24 protein-coding genes are annotated in these 23219 nt (G+C 54.6%); 10 read left to right on the forward strand and 14 right to left on the reverse strand.

The features are described 5' to 3' along the window. The first annotated feature begins 14 nt into the window (after positions 1–14). A complete protein-coding gene (sseA, locus tag AL515_RS17910; RefSeq protein ID WP_061068338.1) occupies positions 15–863 on the forward strand; it encodes a 3-mercaptopyruvate sulfurtransferase in 849 nt (282 codons plus the stop codon). Between the two features lie 351 nt (positions 864–1214). Continuing rightward, a complete protein-coding gene (timP, locus tag AL515_RS23955) occupies positions 1215–1331 on the forward strand; it encodes a small toxic inner membrane protein TimP (protein WP_249033505.1) in 117 nt (38 codons plus the stop codon). A 36-nt stretch (positions 1332–1367) separates the two neighbouring features. Here the strand turns inward: timP and sseB are convergent, their stop codons facing one another. From sseB to trmJ, 11 genes are all read right to left on the reverse strand, one after another. Beyond that, on the reverse strand, positions 1368–2144 hold the full coding sequence (gene sseB / locus AL515_RS17915) for an enhanced serine sensitivity protein SseB (protein WP_061068339.1): 777 nt from the start codon (positions 2142–2144) through the stop codon (positions 1368–1370). A gap of 111 nt (positions 2145–2255) precedes the next feature. Continuing rightward, positions 2256–3539 (reverse strand): aminopeptidase PepB, encoded by a 1284-nt coding sequence (gene pepB / locus AL515_RS17920; RefSeq protein ID WP_061068340.1) that lies wholly within the window; start codon positions 3537–3539, stop codon positions 2256–2258. A gap of 61 nt (positions 3540–3600) precedes the next feature. Further along, complete coding sequence (iscX, locus tag AL515_RS17925) at positions 3601–3801, reverse strand: Fe-S cluster assembly protein IscX (protein WP_003037694.1); 201 nt, start codon at positions 3799–3801, stop codon at positions 3601–3603. Positions 3802–3812: 11 nt separating this feature from the next. Beyond that, positions 3813–4148, reverse strand: coding sequence for an ISC system 2Fe-2S type ferredoxin (gene fdx / locus AL515_RS17930; RefSeq protein ID WP_003037690.1), 336 nt, complete (start codon positions 4146–4148; stop codon positions 3813–3815). Position 4149: 1 nt separating this feature from the next. Next, positions 4150–6000, reverse strand: coding sequence for a Fe-S protein assembly chaperone HscA (hscA, locus tag AL515_RS17935; RefSeq protein WP_061068341.1), 1851 nt, complete (start codon positions 5998–6000; stop codon positions 4150–4152). Positions 6001–6015: 15 nt separating this feature from the next. Continuing rightward, positions 6016–6531, reverse strand: coding sequence for a co-chaperone HscB (gene hscB, locus AL515_RS17940; RefSeq protein ID WP_003838436.1), 516 nt, complete (start codon positions 6529–6531; stop codon positions 6016–6018). 108 nt (positions 6532–6639) lie between these two features. After that, positions 6640–6963, reverse strand: a complete 324-nt coding sequence (gene iscA / locus AL515_RS17950; protein ID WP_003037681.1) for an iron-sulfur cluster assembly protein IscA — start codon at positions 6961–6963, stop codon at positions 6640–6642. 20 nt (positions 6964–6983) lie between these two features. Next, positions 6984–7370, reverse strand: a complete 387-nt coding sequence (gene iscU / locus AL515_RS17955; RefSeq protein WP_002913991.1) for a Fe-S cluster assembly scaffold IscU — start codon at positions 7368–7370, stop codon at positions 6984–6986. A gap of 25 nt (positions 7371–7395) precedes the next feature. Continuing rightward, positions 7396–8610 (reverse strand): cysteine desulfurase, encoded by a 1215-nt coding sequence (gene iscS / locus AL515_RS17960; RefSeq protein ID WP_003835233.1) that lies wholly within the window; start codon positions 8608–8610, stop codon positions 7396–7398. Between the two features lie 112 nt (positions 8611–8722). Next, positions 8723–9214, reverse strand: a complete 492-nt coding sequence (gene iscR / locus AL515_RS17965; RefSeq protein WP_003037674.1) for a Fe-S cluster assembly transcriptional regulator IscR — start codon at positions 9212–9214, stop codon at positions 8723–8725. Between the two features lie 173 nt (positions 9215–9387). Beyond that, positions 9388–10119 (reverse strand): tRNA (cytosine(32)/uridine(32)-2'-O)-methyltransferase TrmJ, encoded by a 732-nt coding sequence (gene trmJ, locus AL515_RS17970; RefSeq protein ID WP_003838431.1) that lies wholly within the window; start codon positions 10117–10119, stop codon positions 9388–9390. Between the two features lie 118 nt (positions 10120–10237). Here trmJ and suhB point away from each other — a divergent pair, with 118 nt between their 5' ends. Next, a complete protein-coding gene (suhB, locus tag AL515_RS17975) occupies positions 10238–11041 on the forward strand; it encodes an inositol-1-monophosphatase (RefSeq protein WP_003037670.1) in 804 nt (267 codons plus the stop codon). 104 nt (positions 11042–11145) lie between these two features. Here the strand turns inward: suhB and AL515_RS17980 are convergent, their stop codons facing one another. Continuing rightward, positions 11146–12126 carry a nickel/cobalt transporter gene (locus AL515_RS17980; RefSeq protein WP_048210919.1) on the reverse strand — a complete coding sequence of 327 codons (981 nt, stop codon included), beginning with the start codon at positions 12124–12126 and terminating at the stop codon, positions 11146–11148. Beyond that, positions 12117–12755: a DUF1007 family protein gene (locus AL515_RS17985; protein ID WP_048210918.1), complete on the reverse strand. Its 639-nt coding sequence runs from the start codon at positions 12753–12755 to the stop codon at positions 12117–12119. Before AL515_RS17985 ends, AL515_RS17980 begins: the two co-directional genes overlap by 10 nt. 421 nt (positions 12756–13176) lie before the next feature. On the opposite strand from AL515_RS17985, the gene AL515_RS17995 reads away from it, so the two are divergent. The 7 genes from AL515_RS17995 to csiE all read left to right on the forward strand — a co-directional run bounded on the left by AL515_RS17995 (position 13177) and on the right by csiE (position 22064). Further along, positions 13177–14160 (forward strand): autoinducer 2 ABC transporter substrate-binding protein, encoded by a 984-nt coding sequence (locus tag AL515_RS17995; RefSeq protein WP_003037665.1) that lies wholly within the window; start codon positions 13177–13179, stop codon positions 14158–14160. Positions 14161–14264: 104 nt separating this feature from the next. After that, the gene (locus tag AL515_RS18000; protein ID WP_048210916.1) at positions 14265–15773 is read left to right on the forward strand and encodes a sugar ABC transporter ATP-binding protein; all 1509 of its coding nucleotides are present in this window, start codon (positions 14265–14267) and stop codon (positions 15771–15773) included. After that, positions 15766–16755: an ABC transporter permease gene (locus AL515_RS18005; protein ID WP_048210915.1), complete on the forward strand. Its 990-nt coding sequence runs from the start codon at positions 15766–15768 to the stop codon at positions 16753–16755. The genes AL515_RS18000 and AL515_RS18005 overlap by 8 nt, the downstream gene beginning before the upstream one ends. Position 16756: 1 nt before the next feature. Next, on the forward strand, positions 16757–17710 hold the full coding sequence (locus AL515_RS18010) for an ABC transporter permease (RefSeq protein WP_061068342.1): 954 nt from the start codon (positions 16757–16759) through the stop codon (positions 17708–17710). Positions 17711–17727: 17 nt separating this feature from the next. Then, on the forward strand, positions 17728–19365 hold the full coding sequence (locus AL515_RS18015; protein WP_061068343.1) for an FGGY-family carbohydrate kinase: 1638 nt from the start codon (positions 17728–17730) through the stop codon (positions 19363–19365). Beyond that, positions 19362–19961 carry a KpsF/GutQ family sugar-phosphate isomerase gene (locus tag AL515_RS18020; protein WP_061068344.1) on the forward strand — a complete coding sequence of 200 codons (600 nt, stop codon included), beginning with the start codon at positions 19362–19364 and terminating at the stop codon, positions 19959–19961. Before AL515_RS18015 ends, AL515_RS18020 begins: the two co-directional genes overlap by 4 nt. A gap of 825 nt (positions 19962–20786) precedes the next feature. Beyond that, complete coding sequence (gene csiE / locus AL515_RS18030; protein ID WP_061068345.1) at positions 20787–22064, forward strand: stationary phase inducible protein CsiE; 1278 nt, start codon at positions 20787–20789, stop codon at positions 22062–22064. Here the strand turns inward: csiE and AL515_RS18035 are convergent. Continuing rightward, positions 22059–23207: a 3-phenylpropionate MFS transporter gene (locus AL515_RS18035; protein ID WP_061068346.1), complete on the reverse strand. Its 1149-nt coding sequence runs from the start codon at positions 23205–23207 to the stop codon at positions 22059–22061. The two genes, csiE and AL515_RS18035, sit on opposite strands and share 6 nt — an antisense overlap. Between the last annotated feature and the right edge of the window lie 12 nt (positions 23208–23219).

Consider the following 23219-nt stretch of genomic DNA (forward strand, 5'->3'; position numbering starts at 1 on the left):
AAATGGAGATGCCTATGACTACCGCCTTCTTTGTCGCTGCCGACTGGCTTGTCGAACATATTGACGACCCGGAAATACAAATTCTTGATGCCCGGATGGCACCTCCAGGCCAGGAAGATCGCGATGTTGGCGAGGAGTATCGCGCCGGCCATATTCCTGGTGCGGTCTTTTTTGATATCGAAGCGCTCTCCGACCATACTTCTGCGTTACCGCATATGCTGCCACGTCCGGAGGCTTTCGCCGTCGCCATGCGCGAGCTGGGTGTACATCAGGATAAACACCTGGTCATCTACGATGATGGCAATCTGTTTTCCGCCCCGCGTGCCTGGTGGATGCTGCGCACATTTGGCGTCGAAAATGTTTCCATTTTGGCCGGCGGTTTTGCGAGCTGGCAGCGTGATGAGCTCCCCTTGCAGACAGGAAATGTTGACTTGCCCGAAGGTGAATTTGACGCCGTGTTTACGCCAGAGGCCGTCGTGCGGGTGACCGATGTCCTGCTGGCCAGCCATGAAAAAACCGCACAGATTGTCGATGCGCGCCCGGCTGCGCGTTTTAACGCAGAAGTTGACGAACCCCGACCAGGCCTCAAGCGCGGCCATGTTCCCGGTGCGCTGAACGTACCGTGGACAGAGTTGGTTCGTGACGGCGAACTGAAAACCACCGATGAGCTGGATGCTATTTTCTTCAGCCACGGCGTGAGCTTTGACAGACCGATAATCGCCAGTTGCGGATCCGGCGTAACGGCGGCCGTGGTGGTGCTGGCGCTTGCGACGCTGGGCGTTTCTAACGTCGCATTGTATGACGGCGCATGGAGCGAATGGGGAGCGCGCAACGATTTACCGGTAGAACCCGAAACTAAATAAAATCTGATTTACACATCTTTTTCGCCCACAAAAAAACCGCTCAAATGAGCGGTTTTTTTGTGCCAGTCCGGTTCGCGGCCTTTCCAGCAGGCTGTGTTGCCATAGCAACGCAGGCACACCTCAGGAGCTAAATATTCCGGTTTAAGAGAATAAAAGTCAAGTTAATTAACAGGGAAACTATTCAACATTTAATGTATTATTCTGAGCGACCCTTTCCGCTGTCTCGCAAACGGGCACTGGCTTTAGGGAAGGTCATTGTATGGCCGTATACGCAGGCGCACCTCAGTGCTTGCTATCACGGCATGATCGCCAGTGGTGCTGTCGTGATGCGGTCTTCGCATGGACCGCGCAATGAAAATACGATACTTCTGTATCGTGCTTGTTGTATCTGGCGCGTTGTGTCTTCACGGTGATCGGAGTTACTCAGGTAATTCTGTATGCGTGACGCTCAGCGCCCAGGGCAAGTAAGCCAGGTAGCCGCCCTACGGGGCGGCTTTCCTTTACTCAGATAATCCTGTTCTGTTTGAAATCCCGCAGGAAACCGCCCCAGCGACGCTCGTAGAAAGGCGCGATGTGTTCGGTAATAAAGTGGCTGACCCCTTTCTCACCTTTCACCACCTGGCAGATATCAATCGGTTCATTACCCGGTAACGTATCCGTTGCAACACTCCCCGTGGCATGAATAATCTCTTCAATATCGCCATCGGCTTCAATGCCAATCAGCAGGTTGGGTTGGGCATCCGGACTTTCTTTGATCGAGCAGAGAAACGCGCGTTTTACCGGCTTAATGGTTTTAAACAGCGTAGTCAGCGAGTCAATCATCTGCGCCGGAGGTTCAGGGACTTCAGAGAGGATCAGCGATTCACCGCCTTCCAGTACTTCCTGGGTGCTGAGCGGATTCCCCTCTTCCCCCATCAGCAGGCTGATTTCACGCGGCATAAATTCTTTGCCGGTCGGCAGTTTCGCGTTGAGAAACAGCGTTTCGCCGAGCGTCATTTCAAACAATGTGCGCACCGGCATGACGACAAATGCCTGCTCATCTTCAACCGCCTGCTGCAGGGCTTCCAGGGAGGTAAAGAACGGGATCACGGTGGTGCCGTCTTCTTTTTCCCAGTGCTGAAGGTCGAGGGCGCTGTCTTCAACCACCGCCTCGCCTTCTGCGGCAGTACCCGGCACCCAGACGGTAGACTCCAGTAAAGTGCGGAAAAATGCCGGACGATGCGCAGGCTCTGTCGCCGCTTGCTCCAGCAGGGTTTCTAATTCGTTTTTCGTTTCGGACATAGAGATCACAAATTATGAATATATGAGTTGTAGGCCTGATAAGACGCACGACGTCGCCATCAGGCAAAATGCCGGGTGGCACTTCGCTTACCCGGCCTACAAAAACACCTTTCAGGCAGTCAACAGATTCGCGATAGTACGCACGCCCAGACCGGTTGCGCCCGCAGACCACTGCTCAACCGGAGCTTTGCGATAGGTTGCAGAGCAGTCGATGTGCAGCCAGCCTTGCTGATAGTTTTCCACAAAATGGGACAGGAAACCCGCCGCGGTGCTTGCGCCAGCCGGGTAGGCCGCGCTGCCGGTGTTATTCAGCTCGGCAAAGTTAGACGGCAGCTGGCTACGGTGGAACTCTGCCAACGGCAGACGCCAGAACGGCTCGTTTTCTTGCGCCGCACTTGCCAGCAGACGGGTAGCCAGTTGATCGTCAAAGCTAAATAGCGCATGGTAATCGTTGCCCAGCGCAGTTTTCGCCGCGCCGGTCAGCGTGGCAGCATCAATAATCAGTTCCGGTTTCTGCGCGCTGGCGTCAATCAGGCCATCGGCCAGTACCAGACGTCCTTCGGCATCGGTATTCATCACTTCAACTTTTTTACCGTTGCGATAGTGAATGATATCACCGAGCTTAAAGGCGTTGCCGCTGATCAGGTTATCCGCGCAGCACAGATACAGCTTAACGCGCTTGTTCAGACCACGGGTGATGGCGAACGCCAGCGCGCCGGTCACCGTGGCCGCACCGCCCATATCAGACTTCATCGAGTCCATAAATGCGCTTTGCTTGATGCTGTATCCGCCGGAATCAAAGGTAATTCCCTTGCCAACCAGACAGGCATAAACCGGCGCTTCTTTATCGCCAGTTGGATTGTAATCCAGCGCCAGCAGTACCGGAGGACGTTCGGAGCCACGACCTACGGTATGCAATCCCATGTAGTTCTGCTCGCGCAGATCTTCGCCTTTAGTGATCCGGTAAGAGACGTTATCGCAGGCAACAGAGCACAGCAGGTCTACTGCGCGTTGCGCCAGCTGTTCCGGGCCCAGCTCTTCTGCCGGGGCGTTAATGGTATCGCGCACCCAGTCAATAATTTTCAGGCGGTTATCCAGCTCTTTGCGCTGCGCCTCATCCAGAGCGGCCCACTCAACTTTGCGGGTGCCTTTTGGTCCTTTGTAGCCCTGCCAGAACGCCCAGCTACGTTCGGTATCCCAGCCTTCACCGTCCAGTTGGACATGTTTAATACCCAGGCCGTCAATTTTACGGGCGGCGCGCTGGATAAGGCCGAGGTCATCTTTCCCGTTCAGGTGCAGGGTAATGCCATCATTATTAATGCTGTATGTCGCCTTTTCACCCCAGCGGGCATCAGCGGGTTGCGTGGAAAGCGTAATTTTCATGGCTTCTGTCATTTTATTTATCCTTATTTTCGCGCATACAGGAAAACGGGCCACCCGTGGGCAGCCCGTTGACTTATTCGGCTTCGTCCAGCCAGACCAGCAAAATGGCCTCAAGGATTTTTTCGTTCGATGCCTGTGGATCATCATCGAACTCTTCCAGGTCACAGATCCACTGGTGCAGATCGGTGAAACGAACGGTCTTGGGGTCGAGATCGGGGAACGCGTCGTACAGCGCTTCGCCGATTTCACGGCTATCGGTCCACTTCAGTCCCATACTACCCTCTGTTAATGCTCACGTGCATGATTGATTGTGTAACGTGGGATTTCGACCACTAAATCGTCCTCGGTGACACGTGCCTGACAGCTTAAACGGCTCTCCGGCTCCAGTCCCCAGGCTTTATCCAGCATGTCGTCTTCTTCTTCTGTGCTTTCCGGCAAAGAATCAAAACCTTCACGTACGATGCAGTGGCAGGTTGTGCAGGCACAGGATTTTTCACAGGCGTGTTCAATCTCGATACCGTTACGCAGGGCAACGTCAAGAATGGTTTCGCCGGTCTCAGCTTCCAGAACTGCGCCATCGGGACAGAGATCCTGATGAGGCAAAATAACAATCTTTGGCATATTAAACCTCGTCCACGGAATGGCCTTTCAGCGCGCTACGGACGGACTTGTCCATGCGGCGAGCAGCGAATTCCTGGGTTTGTTTGTCTACGTTTTTAATGGCTTGTTCTATCGCGTCAACATCGTCACCCTGTGCAACCTCGCTCAAGTGCGCGGCGGCGGTGTCGATAGCCTGACGTTCTGCGGCGCTTAACAGCGCGGCATCAGCGTTCAGCGCACCGGATAAACTTTCCAGTACGCGTGCCGCTTCGACTTTCTGTTCTGCAAGCCAACGGGCTTTAACGTCCTGCTCGGCAAAACTCATCGAATCCTGAATCATGGAGGCGATTTCACTGTCGGTCAGACCGTAGGACGGTTTAACCTGAATTGAGGACTCAACGCCGGTAGATTTTTCCATGGCGGTGACGCTCAGCAGACCATCGGCGTCCACCTGGAAGGTCACGCGGATGTGTGCGCCGCCAGCTGGCAATGCCGGGATGCCGCGCAGCGCAAAACGCGCCAGTGAACGGCAGTCCTGCACCAGCTCACGCTCGCCTTGCATCACGTGAATGGACATCGCGGTTTGGCCATCTTTAAAGGTGGTAAAGTCCTGCGCGCGCGCCACCGGAATCGTGGTGTTACGTGGGATCACTTTCTCCACCAGACCGCCCATCGTTTCAAGGCCGAGCGACAGCGGGATAACGTCCAGCAGCAGCATTTCACTGTCCGGTTTATTGCCGACCAGAATATCCGCCTGAATTGCCGCACCAATGGCGACCACTTTATCCGGATCAATAGAGGTCAGCGGCGTACGGCCAAAAAATTCACCAACGCGTTCACGCACCAATGGCACGCGAGTTGAACCACCGACCATCACCACTTCCAGCACATCCTGCGGCTCCACGCCCGCATCTTTCAGCGCGCGACGGCAGGCCAGCAGCGTACGCTTGACCAGTGCGGAAATGAGTTCATTAAAGATTTCACGGGTGATTTCACCCTGCCATCCCGCCACGTTAACTGTTACAGAATCAGCGTCGCTAAGCGCGATTTTCGCTGCAATAGCGGCATCCAGCAGTTCGCGCTGTACGCGGTTATCGCTACGATCGGCAACACCCGCCTGCTCGCGAATGTAATCCGCCAGCAGATGGTCAAAGTCGTCGCCGCCGAGCGAGGAATCACCGCCGGTCGCCAGCACTTCAAACACGCCGCGACTCAGGCGCAGAATAGAAATATCAAAAGTACCGCCGCCAAGATCGTAGACCGCAATCACGCCTTCCTGACCGGAGTCCAGACCATAGGCAATCGCAGCTGCGGTCGGTTCGTTCAGCAGACGTAATACGTGCAGGCCCGCCAGACGCGCGGCGTCTTTGGTCCCCTGACGCTGTGCATCGTCAAAGTAAGCCGGAACGGTGATCACCACGCCGTCCAGTTCGCCGGACAGTGATTCGGTTGCCCGCGCGGCCAGCGCTTTCAAAATATCAGCGGAGACGCGCACCGGATTAAGCAATCCGGCAGCGGTTTCAATCATCGGCAAGCCGTTTTCGCTTGCCTGGAACGTATATGGCAGATGCGGGTAACGCGCCTGGATATCCGCCAGAGAGCGGCCCATCATGCGTTTTACCGAACTGACGGTGTTTGCCGTATCCAGCGCAGCATTGGCGCGGGCATCGTAACCGACAGAATAACCCTGCTGCTGATAGTGAACCACTGACGGCAACAGGTGGCGACCTTCATGATCTGCCAGCGTTTCGGCCTGGCCGCTGCGTACGGTCGCAACCAGGGAGTTGGTGGTGCCTAAATCGATACCTACCGCCAGACGACGCTGGTGCGGCGCGGCGCTCAGACCAGGCTCACTAATTTGTAATAAGGCCATTTTCGCTTCCGGAAATTAAAAATCGAGCAGTTTTTCTTCGAGTTGTTCTGCACTGCTTCGCAGTTTATCGAGAAAACGCAGCTTACGCACGGTATCTGCCGCTGCGTCCCACGTCTCGCTATCCAGCTGTTCCACCATCAATTGATGGCGAACGTTATACATTTCGCTGACGCGCTGCATAAACGCATCTAAACGTTGACTGTCTTTTGCCTGTTCAATTTCGTCCAGCTCTTCGCGCAGCTCCAGCTGTTCCATCAGGAACGCGGTATCGCGCACCGTGTGCTGCTCGCTACGGATGTCAAAGCCGTGTAAAGACAATAAGTATTCGGCGCGCATCAAAGGATGACGCAGCGTTTGCCAAGCCTGATTAATGGTAGCGGACTGCGAAACCGCAGCAAGTTGTTCCGCCTGGGAACCGCTGGCGAATTTATCAGGATGATACTGACGTTGTAGATCCTGAAAACGTAGGCTCAGCGCCTGAGTATCGAGCTGATAACGGGCCGGTAAGCCAAAGAGGGTGAAGTAGTCCATAACATTCTCAGGGCATCGATTCTCTGTTGTTCGATGAGGCAAAACCAGAGAGTCAGGTAAAACAAACCCCACGCGCAGGCGACCACGGTGGGGTTATCAGTAAGCGCGTTACACGTGGAAGCTTTCGCCGCATCCACATTCGTCTTTCACGTTCGGGTTAGTGAACTTAAACCCTTCGTTCAGACCTTCTTTGACGAAGTCTAACTGCGTACCGTCGAGGAATTGCAGGCTCTTACCGTCGACCACAACTTTAACGCCTTTGTCTTCAAACACGGTATCTTCAGCCGCCGGCTCGTCAACAAATTCCAGTACATAGGCCATACCTGAGCAGCCGGAGGTTCTCACGCCCAGACGCAGACCAAACCCTTTACCGCGGTTTGCCAGGAAGGTATTTACACGCGCTGCTGCACTGTCGCTTAAGGTAATCGACATAATAAAACCTCAACTCTTAATTATTTTGCTTCACGTTTGCTTTTGTAATCCGCAATCGCGGCTTTAATCGCGTCTTCAGCCAGAATAGAGCAGTGAATTTTCACCGGTGGCAGTTCAAGCTCGTCGGCGATATCGGTGTTTTTAATCGCCTGTGCTTCGTCCAGAGATTTCCCTTTTACCCATTCGGTAACCAGAGAGCTGGAAGCAATAGCGGAACCGCAGCCGTAAGTCTTGAAACGCGCGTCTTCAATGATACCTTCATTGTTGACTTTAATCTGCAACTTCATCACGTCGCCACAGGCCGGTGCACCCACCATGCCGCTGCCCACGTTCTCGTCGCTGTTGTCAAAAGAGCCCACGTTACGTGGATTCTCGTAATGATCGATTACTTTTTCGCTGTAAGCCATGCTGAATTCTCCTTATCGATACCGATTAGTGATGTGACCATTCAATGCTGTTCAGATCCACGCCCTGTTTGAACATTTCCCACAGTGGAGAAAGGTCACGCAGGCGGCCGATGGAGTTGCGAACCAGATTGATGGCGTAGTCAATCTCTTCTTCGGTAGTGAAACGACCTAAAGAGAAACGAATTGAGCTGTGTGCCAGCTCGTCGGTCATCCCCAGTGCGCGCAGCACGTAGGATGGCTCCAGGCTTGCAGAAGTACATGCAGAACCGGAGGATACCGCCAGATCTTTCAGCGCCATAATCAGCGACTCGCCTTCAACAAAGTTGAAGCTGACGTTGAGAATGTTCGGTGCGCCCTGCTCGAGGTCACCGTTGAGATACACCTCTTCCATATCTTTCACGCCGTTCCACAGACGGTTACGCAGACTGCGCAGGCGCGCCATCTCGGTTTCCATCTCTTCTTTGGCGATACGGTATGCTTCACCCATGCCGACGATCTGGTGCACAGGCAGCGTACCGGAACGCATGCCGCGCTCGTGACCGCCGCCGTGCATCTGCGCTTCAATACGAATACGCGGTTTACGACGCACGTACAGCGCACCGATACCTTTCGGGCCATAGATTTTGTGACCGGAGAAGGACATCAGGTCCACTTTCAGTTGGCTCAGATCGATAGGCAGTTTGCCCACGCTCTGGGTCGCATCAACGTGATAGATGATGCCGCGTGCGCGGCACATTTCGCCGATAGTCGCGATATCCTGCACCACGCCGATTTCGTTATTCACGTGCATGATGGACACGAGGATGGTGTCGTCACGCATTGCCGCTTCAAGTTCTTTCAGGTCGATAATGCCGTTACGCTGCGGGGCGAGGTAGGTGACTTCGAACCCTTCGCGCTCCAGCTGACGACAGGTGTCCAGCACGGCTTTGTGTTCGGTTTTGCTGGTGATGATGTGCTTGCCTTTTTTCTGATAAAAGTTGGCTGCACCTTTAATCGCCAGGTTATCGGATTCAGTCGCACCGGAAGTAAAGACGATTTCACGCGGGTCAGCGCCCACGAGGTCAGCAATCTGGTTACGGGCGATATCTACCGCCTCTTCAGCCTGCCAGCCGAAACGGTGTGAACGAGACGCTGGGTTACCAAAGTTTCCGTCCAGGGTCAGACACTGCATCATTTTCTCGGCAACACGCGGGTCCACCGGCGTGGTTGCGGAGTAGTCGAGATAGATCGGTAATTTCATTGCTCTATAAACTCCGTACATCGCTTCAATGCAAGGAATCAGGCAACCGGCTGGATGTACGACCGTGTTAACGGGGTGTGTAACACCCCGGCCTGATTCTAAAATACTTTTATTATGCGCGTAACTTAACGTCGATCGCGTCTTGAGCACGATTAGTGCGTGGAGCGTCATGGGTATGCTGGCGACCAGACACATCCAGGACTTCCTGATTATTCACCAGTTCGCCCAACGTAATGTTGTTGAGGAAACCGGTCAGACGATCGCTCAGATCGCGCCACAGCGCGTGGGTCAGGCATTTATCGCCGCCCTGACAACCGCCTTTGCCCTGGCAACGGGTCGCATCTACAGACTCGTCCACAGCGCTGATTACTTCACCTACTGCGATGCTGCCGGCATCTTTACCCAGCAGATACCCGCCGCCTGGTCCACGTACGCTGGAAACCAGACCGTTTTTACGCAAACGGGAAAACAGCTGCTCCAGATATGACAGGGAAATTCCCTGACGTTCAGAAATATCAGCCAACGGTACCGGGCCCGTTTCGGAGTTGAGCGCAACGTCCAACATTGCGGTCACGGCATAACGCCCTTTTGATGTCAGTCTCATGTCTTACTTAGCCTCAAACTCGCCCCTGCCCGGGGTTTTTTATTGTAAAATGGGGGTATTGCATAGCAGGGGCAAGTCTGACATTCCCGACTAAATCAGTCAACTATTTACTTGACTAATTTAGTCAGGTATTTAACCTTCAGTGCCATTTTTACTTGCCGGAGGCGTTACGTTTACTTGCCTTTATTCTGTTGCTCAATCGACGCTAAAATCCCGCGCAAAATGTTCAGTTCCTGGCTCTCCGGACGCGCGCGCGTAAACAGACGGCGCAGCTTGTTCATCACCTGTCCCGGATGCCCTTCACGGATAAACCCGGTCGACAGCAGCGTTTGTTCCAGATGACCGTAAAAACGCTCTAAATCATCGACCAGCGGGTACTCAGCTTCTTCGTATTCTGCGGTCTTCTCGCTTTCCTGCGTCGCCAGCCAGGCCATGCGCACTTCATAAGAGATGACCTGCACCGCCATCGCCAGGTTCAGCGAACTGTATTCCGGGTTCGCAGCAATAGCGACGTGGTAATGGCACTTCTGCAGTTCTTCATTCGTCAGACCAACGCGTTCACGACCAAACACCAGCGCCACCGGCGAATTCGTCGCTTCAGAGACGCTTTTTAAACCGCATTCACGCGGATCCAGCATCGGCCACGGCAGCGTACGAGAGCGCGCGCTGGTGCCTACTACCAGGCTGCAACCTGCCAGCGCTTCATCGAGAGTATCGACGATCTGCGCGCTGCCGATCACATCACTGGCACCTGCCGCCAGAGCGATGGCCTGAGAGTCCGGTTTAACCAGTGGATTTACCAGCCACAGATTGGTTAAACCCATGGTTTTCATTGCGCGGGCTACAGAGCCCATGTTGCCAGTGTGAGAGGTTTCCACCAGCACGATTCGAATATTTTGCAGCATTGTATTTCTTCGGCTAAAGATTATTCGGGCATATTATCATAAAACGAAGACATATTCCGAACTCGCTGCTATACTCTGCGCCGTTTTCCCGTTCTTTAACATCCAGTGAGAGAGACCGATGCATCCGATGCTGACCATCGCCGTGCGCGCAGCGCGCAAGGCGGGTAATGTAATTGCCAAACACTACGAAACCCCAGACTCTGTAGAAACCAGCCAGAAAGGCAGCAATGATTTCGTGACTAACGTCGATAAAGCCGCCGAAGCGATTATTATCGAAACTATTCGCAAATCTTACCCACAGCACACCATCATCACCGAAGAAAGCGGTGAGCACGCAGGTGAAGATCAGGATGTTCAATGGGTTATCGATCCACTGGATGGCACTACCAACTTCGTAAAACGTCTGCCGCACTTCGCAGTATCTATCGCAGTACGCATTAAAGGCCGTACTGAAGTCGCCGTTGTTTACGATCCAATGCGTAACGAACTGTTCACCGCCACTCGCGGCCAGGGCGCACAGCTGAACGGCTATCGTCTGCGTGGCAGCACCGCCCGCGATCTGGACGGCACCATCATCGCCACCGGTTTCCCGTTCAAAGCGAAGCAGCACGCCGCTTCTTACATGAAAATTCTTGGCAAAATGTTTACCGAGTGCGCTGACTTCCGCCGCACAGGTTCTGCTGCGCTGGATCTGGCTTACGTTGCCGCTGCGCGCGTTGACGGTTACTTCGAAATCGGTCTGAAACCATGGGATTTCGCAGCAGGTGAGCTGATTGCGCGTGAAGCTGGCGCACTGGTTTGCGACTTCACCGGTGGTCATAACTATCTGGCGACCGGCAACATCGTTGCAGGTAACCCGCGCGTTGTTAAAGCCATGCTGGCGAACATGCGTGATGAACTGAGCGACGCGCTGAAACGCTAATCGTTTGATGCCGGATGGCGGCTAGCGCCTTATCCGGCCTACCAGGGGCGTTCCCCGTAGGCCTGATAAGCGAGGCGCCATCAGGCATTCATCCTACAACAGTGCTAAAACGGTCTTATCCCCCGCCCCACCGGCACCGCGCTCATCCACATCACTACCGCAGCAGCAATAAGCACTGCACCACCGGCTAACGCCAGCGTCGTCCATCCGATTTGCCGCCACAGCACCGGCGCTTTGTGTCCGCTAATTCTCACCGCCAGCGAGCGAAAACTGTGTACCAGCAGAGCCAGTGACGTAATCGTTAAAGAGGTTCCTGCCGCCATCGCCAGCGCCGACGCCATACCCCAGCTAAAGACGCCAACCACTTTACTGAACAGCAGCACCATAATTGCGCCAGAGCATGGGCGCATGCCCATAGAGAGAATAATCATCAACCGGGCGCGCCAGTCATCACCGCTTTGCAGTTGTTCCGGGTTGGGCAAATGCTGATGCCCGCAGCCGCAGCCCTCGTGATGCACATGGTGCGGCGTAAAGGCGGTGAATTTCGGACGGCGGAGCAGCTGGCGCAATTTCTTTAGCGCACGGACACACAATAAAACACCCAACACGCCAACCAGCGCATAACTTCCTTTCTCCAGCCAGAAACTGCTCATATGCAGCTGTCGGGCAGGCAGTTGCAAGACGGTGAGGACTACAACCACCAGTCCTATTGCCACCAGCCCCTGCAATAGGGACGACGCCAGCGTCAGCCCAATGCTCGACTTGAGTTTCGACGGATGCGTCGCAAGCCAGGTCGTGATGACGATTTTGCCGTGCCCCGGCCCCAATGCGTGCAATACCCCATAAATAAAGCTAAACAGCAGCAGAGATCCGCCCGCACGTGTGGGGTTCGCGGCAACCGCTTTCAGCAACCCGCTCATCTGCTGGTTAACGTCGCGCTGCCAGACGACACTTTGCATCATTACCTGAGGCCAGGCCTGCCACAACCACAGCACCCCGCCTGTCGCCAGCAACAAAAAGACCGCCAGCGGCCATAGCGTGAGCCAACGGCGTCTGGCTGCGCGTTGTTGATAAACTACTGACATTGCAGCGTCACCGTCTGTGCAAACTGTTTACCCAACTCCATATCCTCCGGCGGTGCGTCTTCTTTATCCAGCGACTGCGCAAAGCTCAGCATGTGTTCATTCGGCGTCGGCGTATGCATTGAAATATGGCATTGCTGGCTTATGGTCTGCGAAAGCCGGGCGTCGCTGTCTTTGTCATAGCTCATATCGACGTAGTAGGTCGGATCGAAGGTCGAAATAGTATATTTTTGACCGCTCAGTGGTTGAGCTTCGGCCAGCGGCAGAACGAACGTCAGCACCGCCTGGTGTTCTTCACGCTCCATGCCATATTCCGTCGGTCTGTTTTTAAACTTTACCTTTTTCCCATCGTGCCATACTTCGGTGAAATAGTGCTGCCCGAGAACGTTGGCCATCACTTCCGCCGCCAGTTTTTTCCAAATTTCATCGCCAGGTTTAGCATTCCCCGCGTCGTAAAGCAGATCCGCCGACGTGATTTCATCCATCGTCCAGCGCATTTTTAGCGCGACGAACCGATCATTTTCGCTCACAACTTCGGTTTTCAGATGAATAAAGCTGTGGGGATGTGCACCTGTGCCAAAAGACAGGACAGCGAGAAACAACGTCATAATGATACGTTTAACGCCTTGCATGAGTTCTCCACGTTAAAAATCAACACCGCCACAAATAATGATGCCGTATTTGGCACAAGTGTGCCGAGGATACCATTGAACGAAAAAAAGTTGAGCACCCTTTTCCGGTATCGATTCAGTTCTCAATTTCGATAATTTCTTCTTCGGGAAATTCCACCCAAACACCTTTTCGGCGTCAAATCTTAAGTCAAATGATAATAAAATGTTAATTAATGGTTTCATTTTTAATGCTTCATTAACAATTAATTTGAACGCTTGAATCTAAAAACATGTAAATTTAACTAATTGTTAACTATTTTATTTCCATAAATTCACAATAATGGGCGTGCATCACATTCTCCAAACTTATGATTCATTCCCTCTTCCATTCGTTGTTAACTTCACGCCGTGACATGTCCTGCCCCCTACGAAAGGTACAACTATGAAATTCAAACTCGCATTACTCAGTGCAACCCTGGTTTCTGCATGCATGTTGTCCGGCACGTCCTTTGCGGCGGAAAAATATGAAATTGCTGTGGTTGCCAAAGTCACCGGTATTCCCTGGTTTAACCGCATGGAAACCGGTGTTAACGAAGCAGCAAAAAAACTGGATGTGAACGCTTACCAGACCGGTCCGTCTACGCCGGACCCGGCACAGCAGGTCAAAGTGATTGAGGATCTGATCGCCAAAAACGTCAACGCGATCATCGTGGTACCAAACGATGCCAAGGTTCTTGAGCCAGTACTGAAAAAAGCGCGCGATAAAGGCATTGTGGTCCTGACGCACGAATCCCCGGACGAGCAAATCGGTCAGTGGGATATCGAAACCATCGACAGTGAAAAATACGCGCAGGCCAACGTTGATGAGCTAGCAAAAAACATGGGCGGCAAAGGGGGTTATGCCATCTATGTCGGTTCGCTGACGGTCCCATTGCATAACGCGTGGGCGGATTATGCAATCAAGTACCAGAAAGAAAAATATCCGGAAATGTTCGAGGTCACTTCACGTCTGCCGGTTGCGGAAAGCATCGATAAATCCTACGCCACGACGCTGGATCTGATGAAAACCTATCCGCAGATGAAGGGGATTATCGGTTTCGGCTCGCTGGGTCCAATTGGTGCGGGTCAGGCTGTACAGAAAAAACGCGCCAAAGATAAAATTGCCGTCGTCGGGATCGCCATGCCAGCACAGGCTGCGCCTTACCTGATGCGTGGAGATATCAAAAAAGCGCTGCTGTGGGATCCAAAGGATGCGGGCTATGCGCTGGTAACGGTTGCCGATCAGCTGTTGCAGGGCAAAGAAGTCAATGCAGACCTGAGTATCGACGGTTTAGGGAAAGCCGATATCGACACGGAGAAGAAAGTGATCCGCTTTAACAAGATCCTCGAAGTCACCAAAGACAACGCACAGTCACTCGGTTTCTAAGGCTTTTGCCAACACCAGGGAAACCATAACGCCGACCGTCTGGTCGGCGCTATCCACCAAACTAACACTCAGCGTCCGTCAGGACGCTCGCAGGGGTATTGTCCATGACAGACACCACCGCATTTATCACTCTTGAGAATATCAGCAAACAATTCCCGGGCGTGCTGGCGCTGGATAACGTGAATCTGACGCTGAGAAAAGGCGAAGTTCACTGTCTGGCGGGTCAAAACGGCTGTGGTAAAAGCACCATTATTAAAGTGATCTCCGGGGTATATCACCCGGAAAAAGGCGCGCAGATTTTACTCGATGGCAAACTGTTCCATCACCTGACGCCGCAGCTCTCTTCCCATTATGGCATTCAGGTTATCTACCAGGACCTGTCGTTGTTCCCCAACTTTAGCGTCGCGGAAAATATTGCGGTTAACCGCTACCTTCCCGGCGGCGATATCTGGGTGCGTCGCGGAGCCATGAAACAGCAGGCGCTGGCCGCCATGAAGCGTATCGGGGTGAATATCGATCCCGATAAAAAAGTTGAAAAACTCTCGATTGCCGACCGACAGCTGGTCGCTATTTGTCGGGCAATTGCCGCCGACGCGCGCCTGGTGATTATGGACGAGCCCACCGCCTCGCTGACCCGTCAGGAGGTCAATGGCCTGCTGAAGGTGGTTAACGAACTGAAAGCGGCCGGCATTTGCGTGGTGTTTGTCAGCCATCGTCTGGATGAAGTGATGGAAGTGGCAGACCGCATCAGCGTGATGCGCGACGGCAAACTGGTGGGCACATATCCTGCCAGCGAACTGGACAGCCACGAGCTGGCTTTCCTGATGACCGGACAACGCTTCCATTACAGTCCGTTGCCGGAGAAATCATTCGACGCTCGAGCCCCCCTGCTGGAGCTGCGCAACCTAAGCCGCAGAGGCAAATACCAGAACATCAATCTGTCGCTGCACGGCGGCGAGATTGTCTCAATTGTCGGCCTGTTGGGCGCCGGGCGTACCGAGCTTTGTCTGAGCCTGTTTGGCATGACACACCCGGAAAGCGGAGAGATGCGTATTAACGGTCAGCCGGTCACGCTTCGTAATAACCACGACGCCATTAAGCACGGGATCGGCTACGTCTCAGAAGATCGCCTGACGCAGGGGCTGATCATGGAGCAATCGATCTACGACAACACCATCGTCACGGTGTTTGATCAACTGCACACCGGTAGCGGCTTGCTCGATCATCGTAAAGCGCAAAAGCTGGTCGCCGATTTGATCCGCGAGCTAAATATCAAGGTGTCCGATCCGCACCTGCCGGTCAAAACACTTTCCGGCGGGAATGCCCAGCGCATCGCCATTGCCAAATGGGTGGCGACCAATCCCCGCATTCTGATCCTCGACTCGCCTACCGTAGGCGTGGATATCGCCAACAAAGAGGGCATTTACCAGATAGCCCGCGATTTAGCGGAACAAGGTATGGCGGTGCTGATGATTTGCGATGAAATCCCGGAAGCGTATTACAACAGCCACCGCGTGCTGGTGATGCGTCGCGGCAGGCTGGTGGCGGAATTTAATCCTCATCACTGCCGTGAAGAGGAGATTGCTGAAGTGGTCGAGGTAATCAATGAATAAGATGCATCTGTCCCGTTTAATCGGGCAACATGAATTCTGGCTGGGCCTGCTGGTCGTGGCGCTGGCGGTTGGGCTGAGCATCAGCACCGACGAGTTCTTGTCTTTGGGGAACCTGACGGATGTGGCCACCAGCTACGCGATTCTCGGCATCCTTGCCTGTGGGATGTTTGTGGTGCTGATTTCCGGCGGGATCGATATCTCATTTCCGGCGATGACCGCGATTGCCCAGTATGCGATGGCCAGTTGGGTGATCGGCCACGGCGGCAACTTCGCACTGGCATTAACCATTGCGATTGCAGTGGGCCTGCTGCTTGGGCTGATCAACGGTTTTCTGGTCTATTGGCTGCGCGTTCCGGCAATCATCATTACCATCGCCACGTTGAACGTTTACTACGGTCTGCTGGTTTACGCCACTAAAGGTACCTGGCTGTACGGTTTCCCTGACTGGTTTATGAACGGCATTAACTGGTTCTCCTTCACCGCGGCAGATGGCTACGACTACGGCCTGACCCTGCCCCTGCTGTGCCTGGCGGCGGTAATCGTCTTTACCGCAGTGCTGATGAACTATACCCGTCTTGGCCGTCAGGTTTACGCCATGGGCGGCAACCGCGACGCGGCCTCACGCCTGGGGCTGAATCTGCTGAAGCTGCATTTCTACGTGTATGGCTATATGGGCATTCTGGCAGGTGTTGCCGCCGTGGTTCAGGCGCAAATCACCCAGTCAGTTGCGCCCAATTCGCTGCTCGGCTTTGAGCTGACGGTGCTGGCGGCGGTCGTACTCGGCGGAACCAGCATGAGCGGCGGGCGCGGTACGTTGACCGGAACCCTGCTCGGCGTTGTCTTACTCGCCTTCTTACAAAATGGTCTGACGCTACTCAGCGTCTCCTCTTACTGGCACACCGTATTCAGCGGTGCCATTATCCTGGTCAGCATCAGTGCCACGGCCTGGAACGAAAAACGCAAACTGGCAAGGGAGCTTTGAGATGAAAACAATCGCCAGATTTTTACCCGGTGATGCCATCATTCGTCTGCAATGCGTCATTATTGTGGTCGTCGCCCTGGTTTTCTCAGCCCTGCTTGGCAGCCGTTTCTTCAGCGTTGCTAACTTCCAGTCAATTGGCTCACAGTTACCGATCCTCGGCATGCTGGCCCTCGGAATGGGTATGACCATGCTGACCGGCGGCATTAACCTGTCAATTATTGCCGGGGCGAACGCCTGCTCGCTGGTAATGGCAGCGATTATCGTTACCCATCCGGATAACCCGCTGTTTCTGGTGCTGGCGCTGCTGGCAGGCGCAGCCGTGGCGGTGGCTATCGGTACGCTCAACGGCGCGCTGATTGCCTGGGTCGGCGTCTCACCGATTCTCGCCACCCTCGGCACGATGACACTTATCTCCGGGCTGAATATTCTGCTCTCCAACGGGACGGTGATTTCGGGTTTCCCGACCGCCATTCAGTACCTTGGCAACGCCACAATTGTGGGTATTCCGGTGGCGCTGTTGCTCTTTTTCCTGGTGGCAATCCTGCTATGGGTACTGCTGGAGCACACCACGCTGGGGCGCAGTCTTTATCTCGTCGGCTCCAATGAACAGGCTACCCGCTACAGCGGCGTGAATACCGTACGGGTACAAATTTCCGTGTACGTGATTTCAGCCCTGCTCGGCTGGGTCGCCGCCATTCTGATGATGGCGAAATTTAACTCGGCAAAAGCCGGATACGGTGAGTCCTACCTGCTGGTCACCATCCTTGCCTCCGTACTCGGTGGCATCAATCCGGATGGCGGCTTCGGACGCATTATCGGCCTGGTACTGGCGCTGATTGTGCTGCAAATGCTGGAAAGCGGCCTTAACTTGCTGGGGGTCAGCAGCTATCTGACGATGGCGCTGTGGGGCGCGGTGCTGATCCTCTTTATCGCATTACAGAATCGTAAAGCCTGATTTCAGGAGAAAAAATTATGGCAAGTTACTTTATTGGTGTGGATGTCGGAACCGGAAGCGCCCGTGCTGGCGTGTTTGATCTCAACGGCAGAATGGTCGGCCAGGCCAGTCGGGCCATCGAGATTTACCGTCCGCAGGCCGATTTTGTTGAGCAGTCTTCCGATAACATCTGGCAGGCGGTGTGTAACGCGGTTCGCGATGCGATTAACCAGTCGGATATCAACCCTATCCAGGTGAAAGGTCTGGGTTTTGACGCCACCTGTTCACTGGTGGTGCTGGATAAAGAAGGTAAACCGCTGACCATCAGTCCGTCCGGGCGCAGCGAACAGAATATCATTGTGTGGATGGATCACCGCGCCATTACTCAGGCTGAGCGCATTAACGCCCTGCATCATCGGGTGCTGGACTACGTTGGCGGTATTATCTCCCCGGAAATGCAAACGCCCAAACTGCTGTGGCTGAAGCAACATATGCCCAACACCTGGGCCAATGCGGGATACTACTTTGACCTGCCCGATTTCCTGACCTGGCGCGCAACGGGCGATGACACGCGCTCACTGTGCTCGACGGTGTGTAAATGGACCTATATGGGCCATGAAGACAAATGGGATGCCAGCTATTTCCGCCAGATTGGGCTGGAAGACTTGCTGGAACATGATGCCGCCAAAATTGGTCGCTACGTGAAAACCATGGGCGAACCGCTCGGTCACGGGCTGTCCGCACGCGCCGCCAGCGAAATGGGGCTGATTCCGGGGACCGCGGTCAGCGTCTCGATCATCGATGCCCACGCCGGTACGCTCGGCACGCTCGGCGCGAGCGGTGTTTCCGGCGAGGTGGCGGATTTTGACCGTCGTATCGCGCTGATTGGCGGCACCTCTACCGGACACATGGCGATTTCCAAAGAGCCGCGCTTTATCGGCGGCGTTTGGGGTCCTTACTACTCAGCAGTGCTGCCAGAATACTGGCTTAACGAAGGTGGACAGTCGGCAACCGGGGCGTTAATCGACCACGTTATTCAGTCGCATCCTTGTTACGAAACCTTGTTGACCCAGGCGAAATCTCAAGGGCAGACCATTTATGAAGTGCTGAATGCGCTGCTGCGTAAAATGGCCGGCGAGCCGGAAGATATCGCCTTTCTGACCCGCGACATGCACATCCTGCCCTACTTCCACGGCAACCGTTCACCGCGCGCCAACCCAACGCTCACAGGCGCTATCACCGGACTGAAGCTGTCGCGCACGCCGGAAGATATGGCGTTACAGTACCTCGCGACCATCCAGGCCATTGCGCTGGGAACGCGGCATATCATTGAAACGATGAATCAAAGCGGCTACACCATCGATACCATTATGGCCAGCGGCGGCGGGACGAAAAACCCGATCTTCGTTCAGGAGCATGCCAACGCCACCGGCTGTGCGATGCTGCTGCCTGAAGAGAGCGAAGCCATGCTACTGGGCGGCGCCATGATGGGAACTATCGCCGCGGGCGTGTTCGATACCTTCCCGGAAGCAATGTCGGCGATGAGCCGGATAGGTAAAACGGTCACCCCGCAGACCAATCGCATTAAGCAGTACTACGATCGCAAATATCGGGTGTTCCACGAGATGTATCAGGACCATATGAAATACCGCCAGTTGATGCAGGAGGACGCATGAGTGATTCATGGTCTCAGGCCAGCGACGTATTTCAGCTCTATAGCGATGCCCTGGCGGGTCTGGGGCAGCATCTGACTGAACCGGTCTGGCAGTCGCTGATGGCGGAGTTGCGCAGTTGTACAGGGAAAATCGTCGTTACCGGCGTCGGTACATCCGGTATTGCGGCGCGTAAAGTCGCGCATATGCTCGCCTGCGTGGAACGTCCGGCGATTTATCTCAACGCAACGGATGCAGCGCATGGCGATTTGGGCTTCTTACGCGCTAACGACCTGGTGATTATGCTGTCGCGCGGGGGTAATTCGGACGAGCTCACCCGGCTGCTGCCCGGACTGGCTGCGAGAAATGTGCCCATCCTGAGCGTGACTGAAAACGCGGATTCGGCCATCGCTAAAGCATCGAGGCTGGTGATTTCTACCGGCGTTCAGCGAGAGGCCGACCCGCTGAACATGTTGGCTACCACCTCGATTTTACTGGTGCTGGCAATCTTTGACGCCGCCTGTGCCTGTCTGATGAGCGAGAGTGGCTACTCAAAGGAAACGCTGCTGGCGGTACATCCGGGCGGCGATGTGGGATTAACGCTGAGTCGTGAGAAGTAACGCCAGACAGTTGTTCCGGAGGTAATGAATTTGTTGCCTCCGTCGTATTGCTACGTTCACCTAAGGTTTTCACTTCTCTGAAACGATACTCCCTGTGAACGTGTTAAGGGTACTATCGCCGTACCCTTAACAATCCCGGCTCCCGGCGGGAAAATTGCCACTTCGTGGTTCCCTCCGCTTATTCCTCCCGGCCTTACGGAAACACGTCGGCAATTTTCAGCCGGACCAGCCCACACCTAACCACCTGTATTTTTATTCGAATATATCTGAACAGCAAAACAGATTTAACTGGAAGTCAGAGCTGTGCAGCGATGACCACGGTCCGGCTGAAAATCGATGAGGCGTTGACGGCTGACCGGGGCTGCCCGCAGGGATGCGGGCAGAGGGGACGGCCTGCAGGGATGCAGGCTCGGCACCGACCCGACAGGCAGACGGCATAAGACGAATAACTCGCGTAGCGACGATTTTCCCGCCGGGAGCCTGGGATGCAAGGGAGGCGGCGGTGAGCCTCCTTTGCTCGTTCACGGGTATCTGTGCTTCAGAGAAATGACACTGCTGAGGTGAACGGAACCCTGAGCAGGAATCACATGTACTCCATAATGTTTAACAAACATGCAGTACATCTCTGGCATTTTTTATATCTCAACAAAAGATAAAACAGTGAAAAAGCGGATTAACGCGCTGCGTTCCACTCCCGCTATCTGATCCGCACGTGAAAAATTCTGTGACGCCCTCCAGCATTCCTGGTGGAAAGCATTCCATTCTCCAAATCTATGAGCAAACTTTAGCTATTCTTATCAAACATACTTACGGGAGACCCTACAGATGATGTCAACGCTTGCTCCGCCATCTGTACTTTCCGCTCCCCAGCGCCGTTGCCAGGTACTGCTGACGCTTTTCCTGCCGGGGCAAATCGCTACTACACAAACCTTCAGCAGCCTCAACGGTGTCGATGATGCCACGGTTCAGGAAGATATTATTGGCGCAGGACTCGAAATACAGCGTTATCACCGACTCGCGATTACTACCGCGCAGAATGGTGCCTATGCGATCGAAGGGACTCCGCTCAATCAGCGTCTGTGTCTGTTGCAGTGGCTGCGTCGTGGTTTGCGAATTTGCCCGACTTTTATCGCCCAGCATTTCACGCCCGCATTAAAAATGGAGCTGAAACAACAAGGTATTGCGCGGACGTTGTATGACGACACCAATCTGCATGCGCTCATCAATCTGTGCTCCCGGCGCTTACAGAAGCCGTTTGAGTGTCGTGACATCCAGTTCCTGCGCCTGTATTTACAATATTGCCTGCTACAGCACCACGCGGGGATCACCCCGGAGTTTAATCCACTCCAGCAACGGTGGGCGCAATCCTGCGCTGAGTATCCGCTCGCCGAGGAAATTGGCCGCCACTGGCAGCGCCACGTCATGCAACGTGCGCCGCTGGGCGAATCGCTGTTTATGGCGTTGTTATTCTCAATGATTCGCATCCCCGATCCTATCCGCGATAATCACCAGCAGGATCGCCGCCTGCGCCTTGCTATTGCGCGGCTGGTGCTGCGTTTTCGCGAGTATGGCAACGTGCGCTTCAGCGACGAGCAAGGGCTGCACGACCAGCTTTATATTCACCTTGCCCAGGCGCTTAACCGTAGCTTGTTTGCCATTGGCATTGATAACACGCTACCGGAGGAGTTCAGCCGACTTTACCCCCGGCTGGTACGTACCACCCGTGAGGCAATACACGGCTTCGAAGCGGAATATGACGTGCAGTTTTCAGAAGAAGAGATCGGCCTGGTTGCGGTTATTTTCGGTGCCTGGCTGATGCAGGAAAAGGATTTGCACGAGAAGCAGATTATCCTGCTGACCGGTAGTAACGAACAACTTGAAGCGCATATAGAGCAACAGCTGCGCGAACTGACGCTGCTGCCGCTCAACGTAAAGCATATGCCGATGCAGGATTTTCAAAAAGAGGGAGCCCCGCGTGGCGTAACGCTGATTATTACGCCATACACCACGCCGCTACCGCTGTTTTCTCCCCCGCTGATTCATGCGGATCTGGCGCTTACGCCGCATCAACAGCAGCAGATCCGCAAAATCCTCGAATCATAACATCGCAGACTGCGCCGCCACCTTCGGGCGCAGAAAGATTGCCGGGAGCGCCACCAGCGCCATCACCCAGAATACGCCGCTGCCCAGATTCTGGTACAGGTATCCTGCGAATACGGTCATGATGGCAATGCTGCCGCCCATCGCCACCGCCGAGTACACCGCCTGGAGACGAATCACTTCGCTGCCCTGGCGTGCCGCAATGTAGCGCATCGCCGCCAGGTGGCAGACGGTAAACGTTCCGCAATGCAGGATTTGCACTACAATCAGCCACGGCAGCTCTGTGCTCCAGCCCATCAGCCCCCAACGCGCGACGCCGCAAACGGCGGAAAGCAGCAGAAGATCGCGAGCGCTAAAGCGGCGGAACAGCTTGTGGCTGAGCGCAAAAATAATCACTTCCGCCACCACGCCTAATGACCATAAATAGCCCACCGCCGAAGCGGAATAACCGGCAGACTGCCAGTAAATGGCGCTGAAACCGTAATAAGCGGCATGTGCGCCCTGCAGCAGACTCACGCAGGCCAGAAAACGCCAGCTTTGGGTTATTAGCGCGCGCCAGGCGGGCCATCCCGCGCTCTCCTGCTGACGGTTCTCCCCCGCTGGCTGTACGCTTGGGCGGATCATCATCCCCAGCAGCATTGATGCAACGCCAAGCGACAGCAGGACCAGGATAATCCGATAGTCAAACAGGCTCACCAGTTTGCCGGTCAACGCAGAGCCGATCACAAAGGCCACGGATCCCCACAGCCGTACCCGACCGTAATCCATGGTTATCTGTTTTTGCCAGGTGTTGGCCAGTGCGTCGGTCAGCGGCACCAGCGGCGAGAAAAACAGGTTAAAGCCGACCATCACCACCATCAGCCACGCCACGTTGGTCCCCGCCCAGAAGGCCAGTGCAAACACCAACGTCAACAAGGCCAGAATACGTAACGCTGAGATCAGCCGAGAGGGATCGCTCACACGCGGTGCGATCAGCAAGCTACCGAGAAAACGGGCAATCAGCCCCGCGCCCAGCAGTAAACCGATGGTTTCCGGCGTCAGCCCCAGCCCTTCGAGCCAAACGCTCCAGAAAGGCAGAAAGATACCGTAGCTAAAGAAGTAGGTGAAATAACCGAGCGCCAGCCAGCGCGTGGAATGCAAAGCCATGAATCCCTCCCG

This window comes from Citrobacter sp. FDAARGOS_156, assembly GCF_001559235.2.
In the GTDB taxonomy this organism is placed as follows: Bacteria; Pseudomonadota; Gammaproteobacteria; order Enterobacterales; family Enterobacteriaceae; genus Citrobacter; species Citrobacter youngae.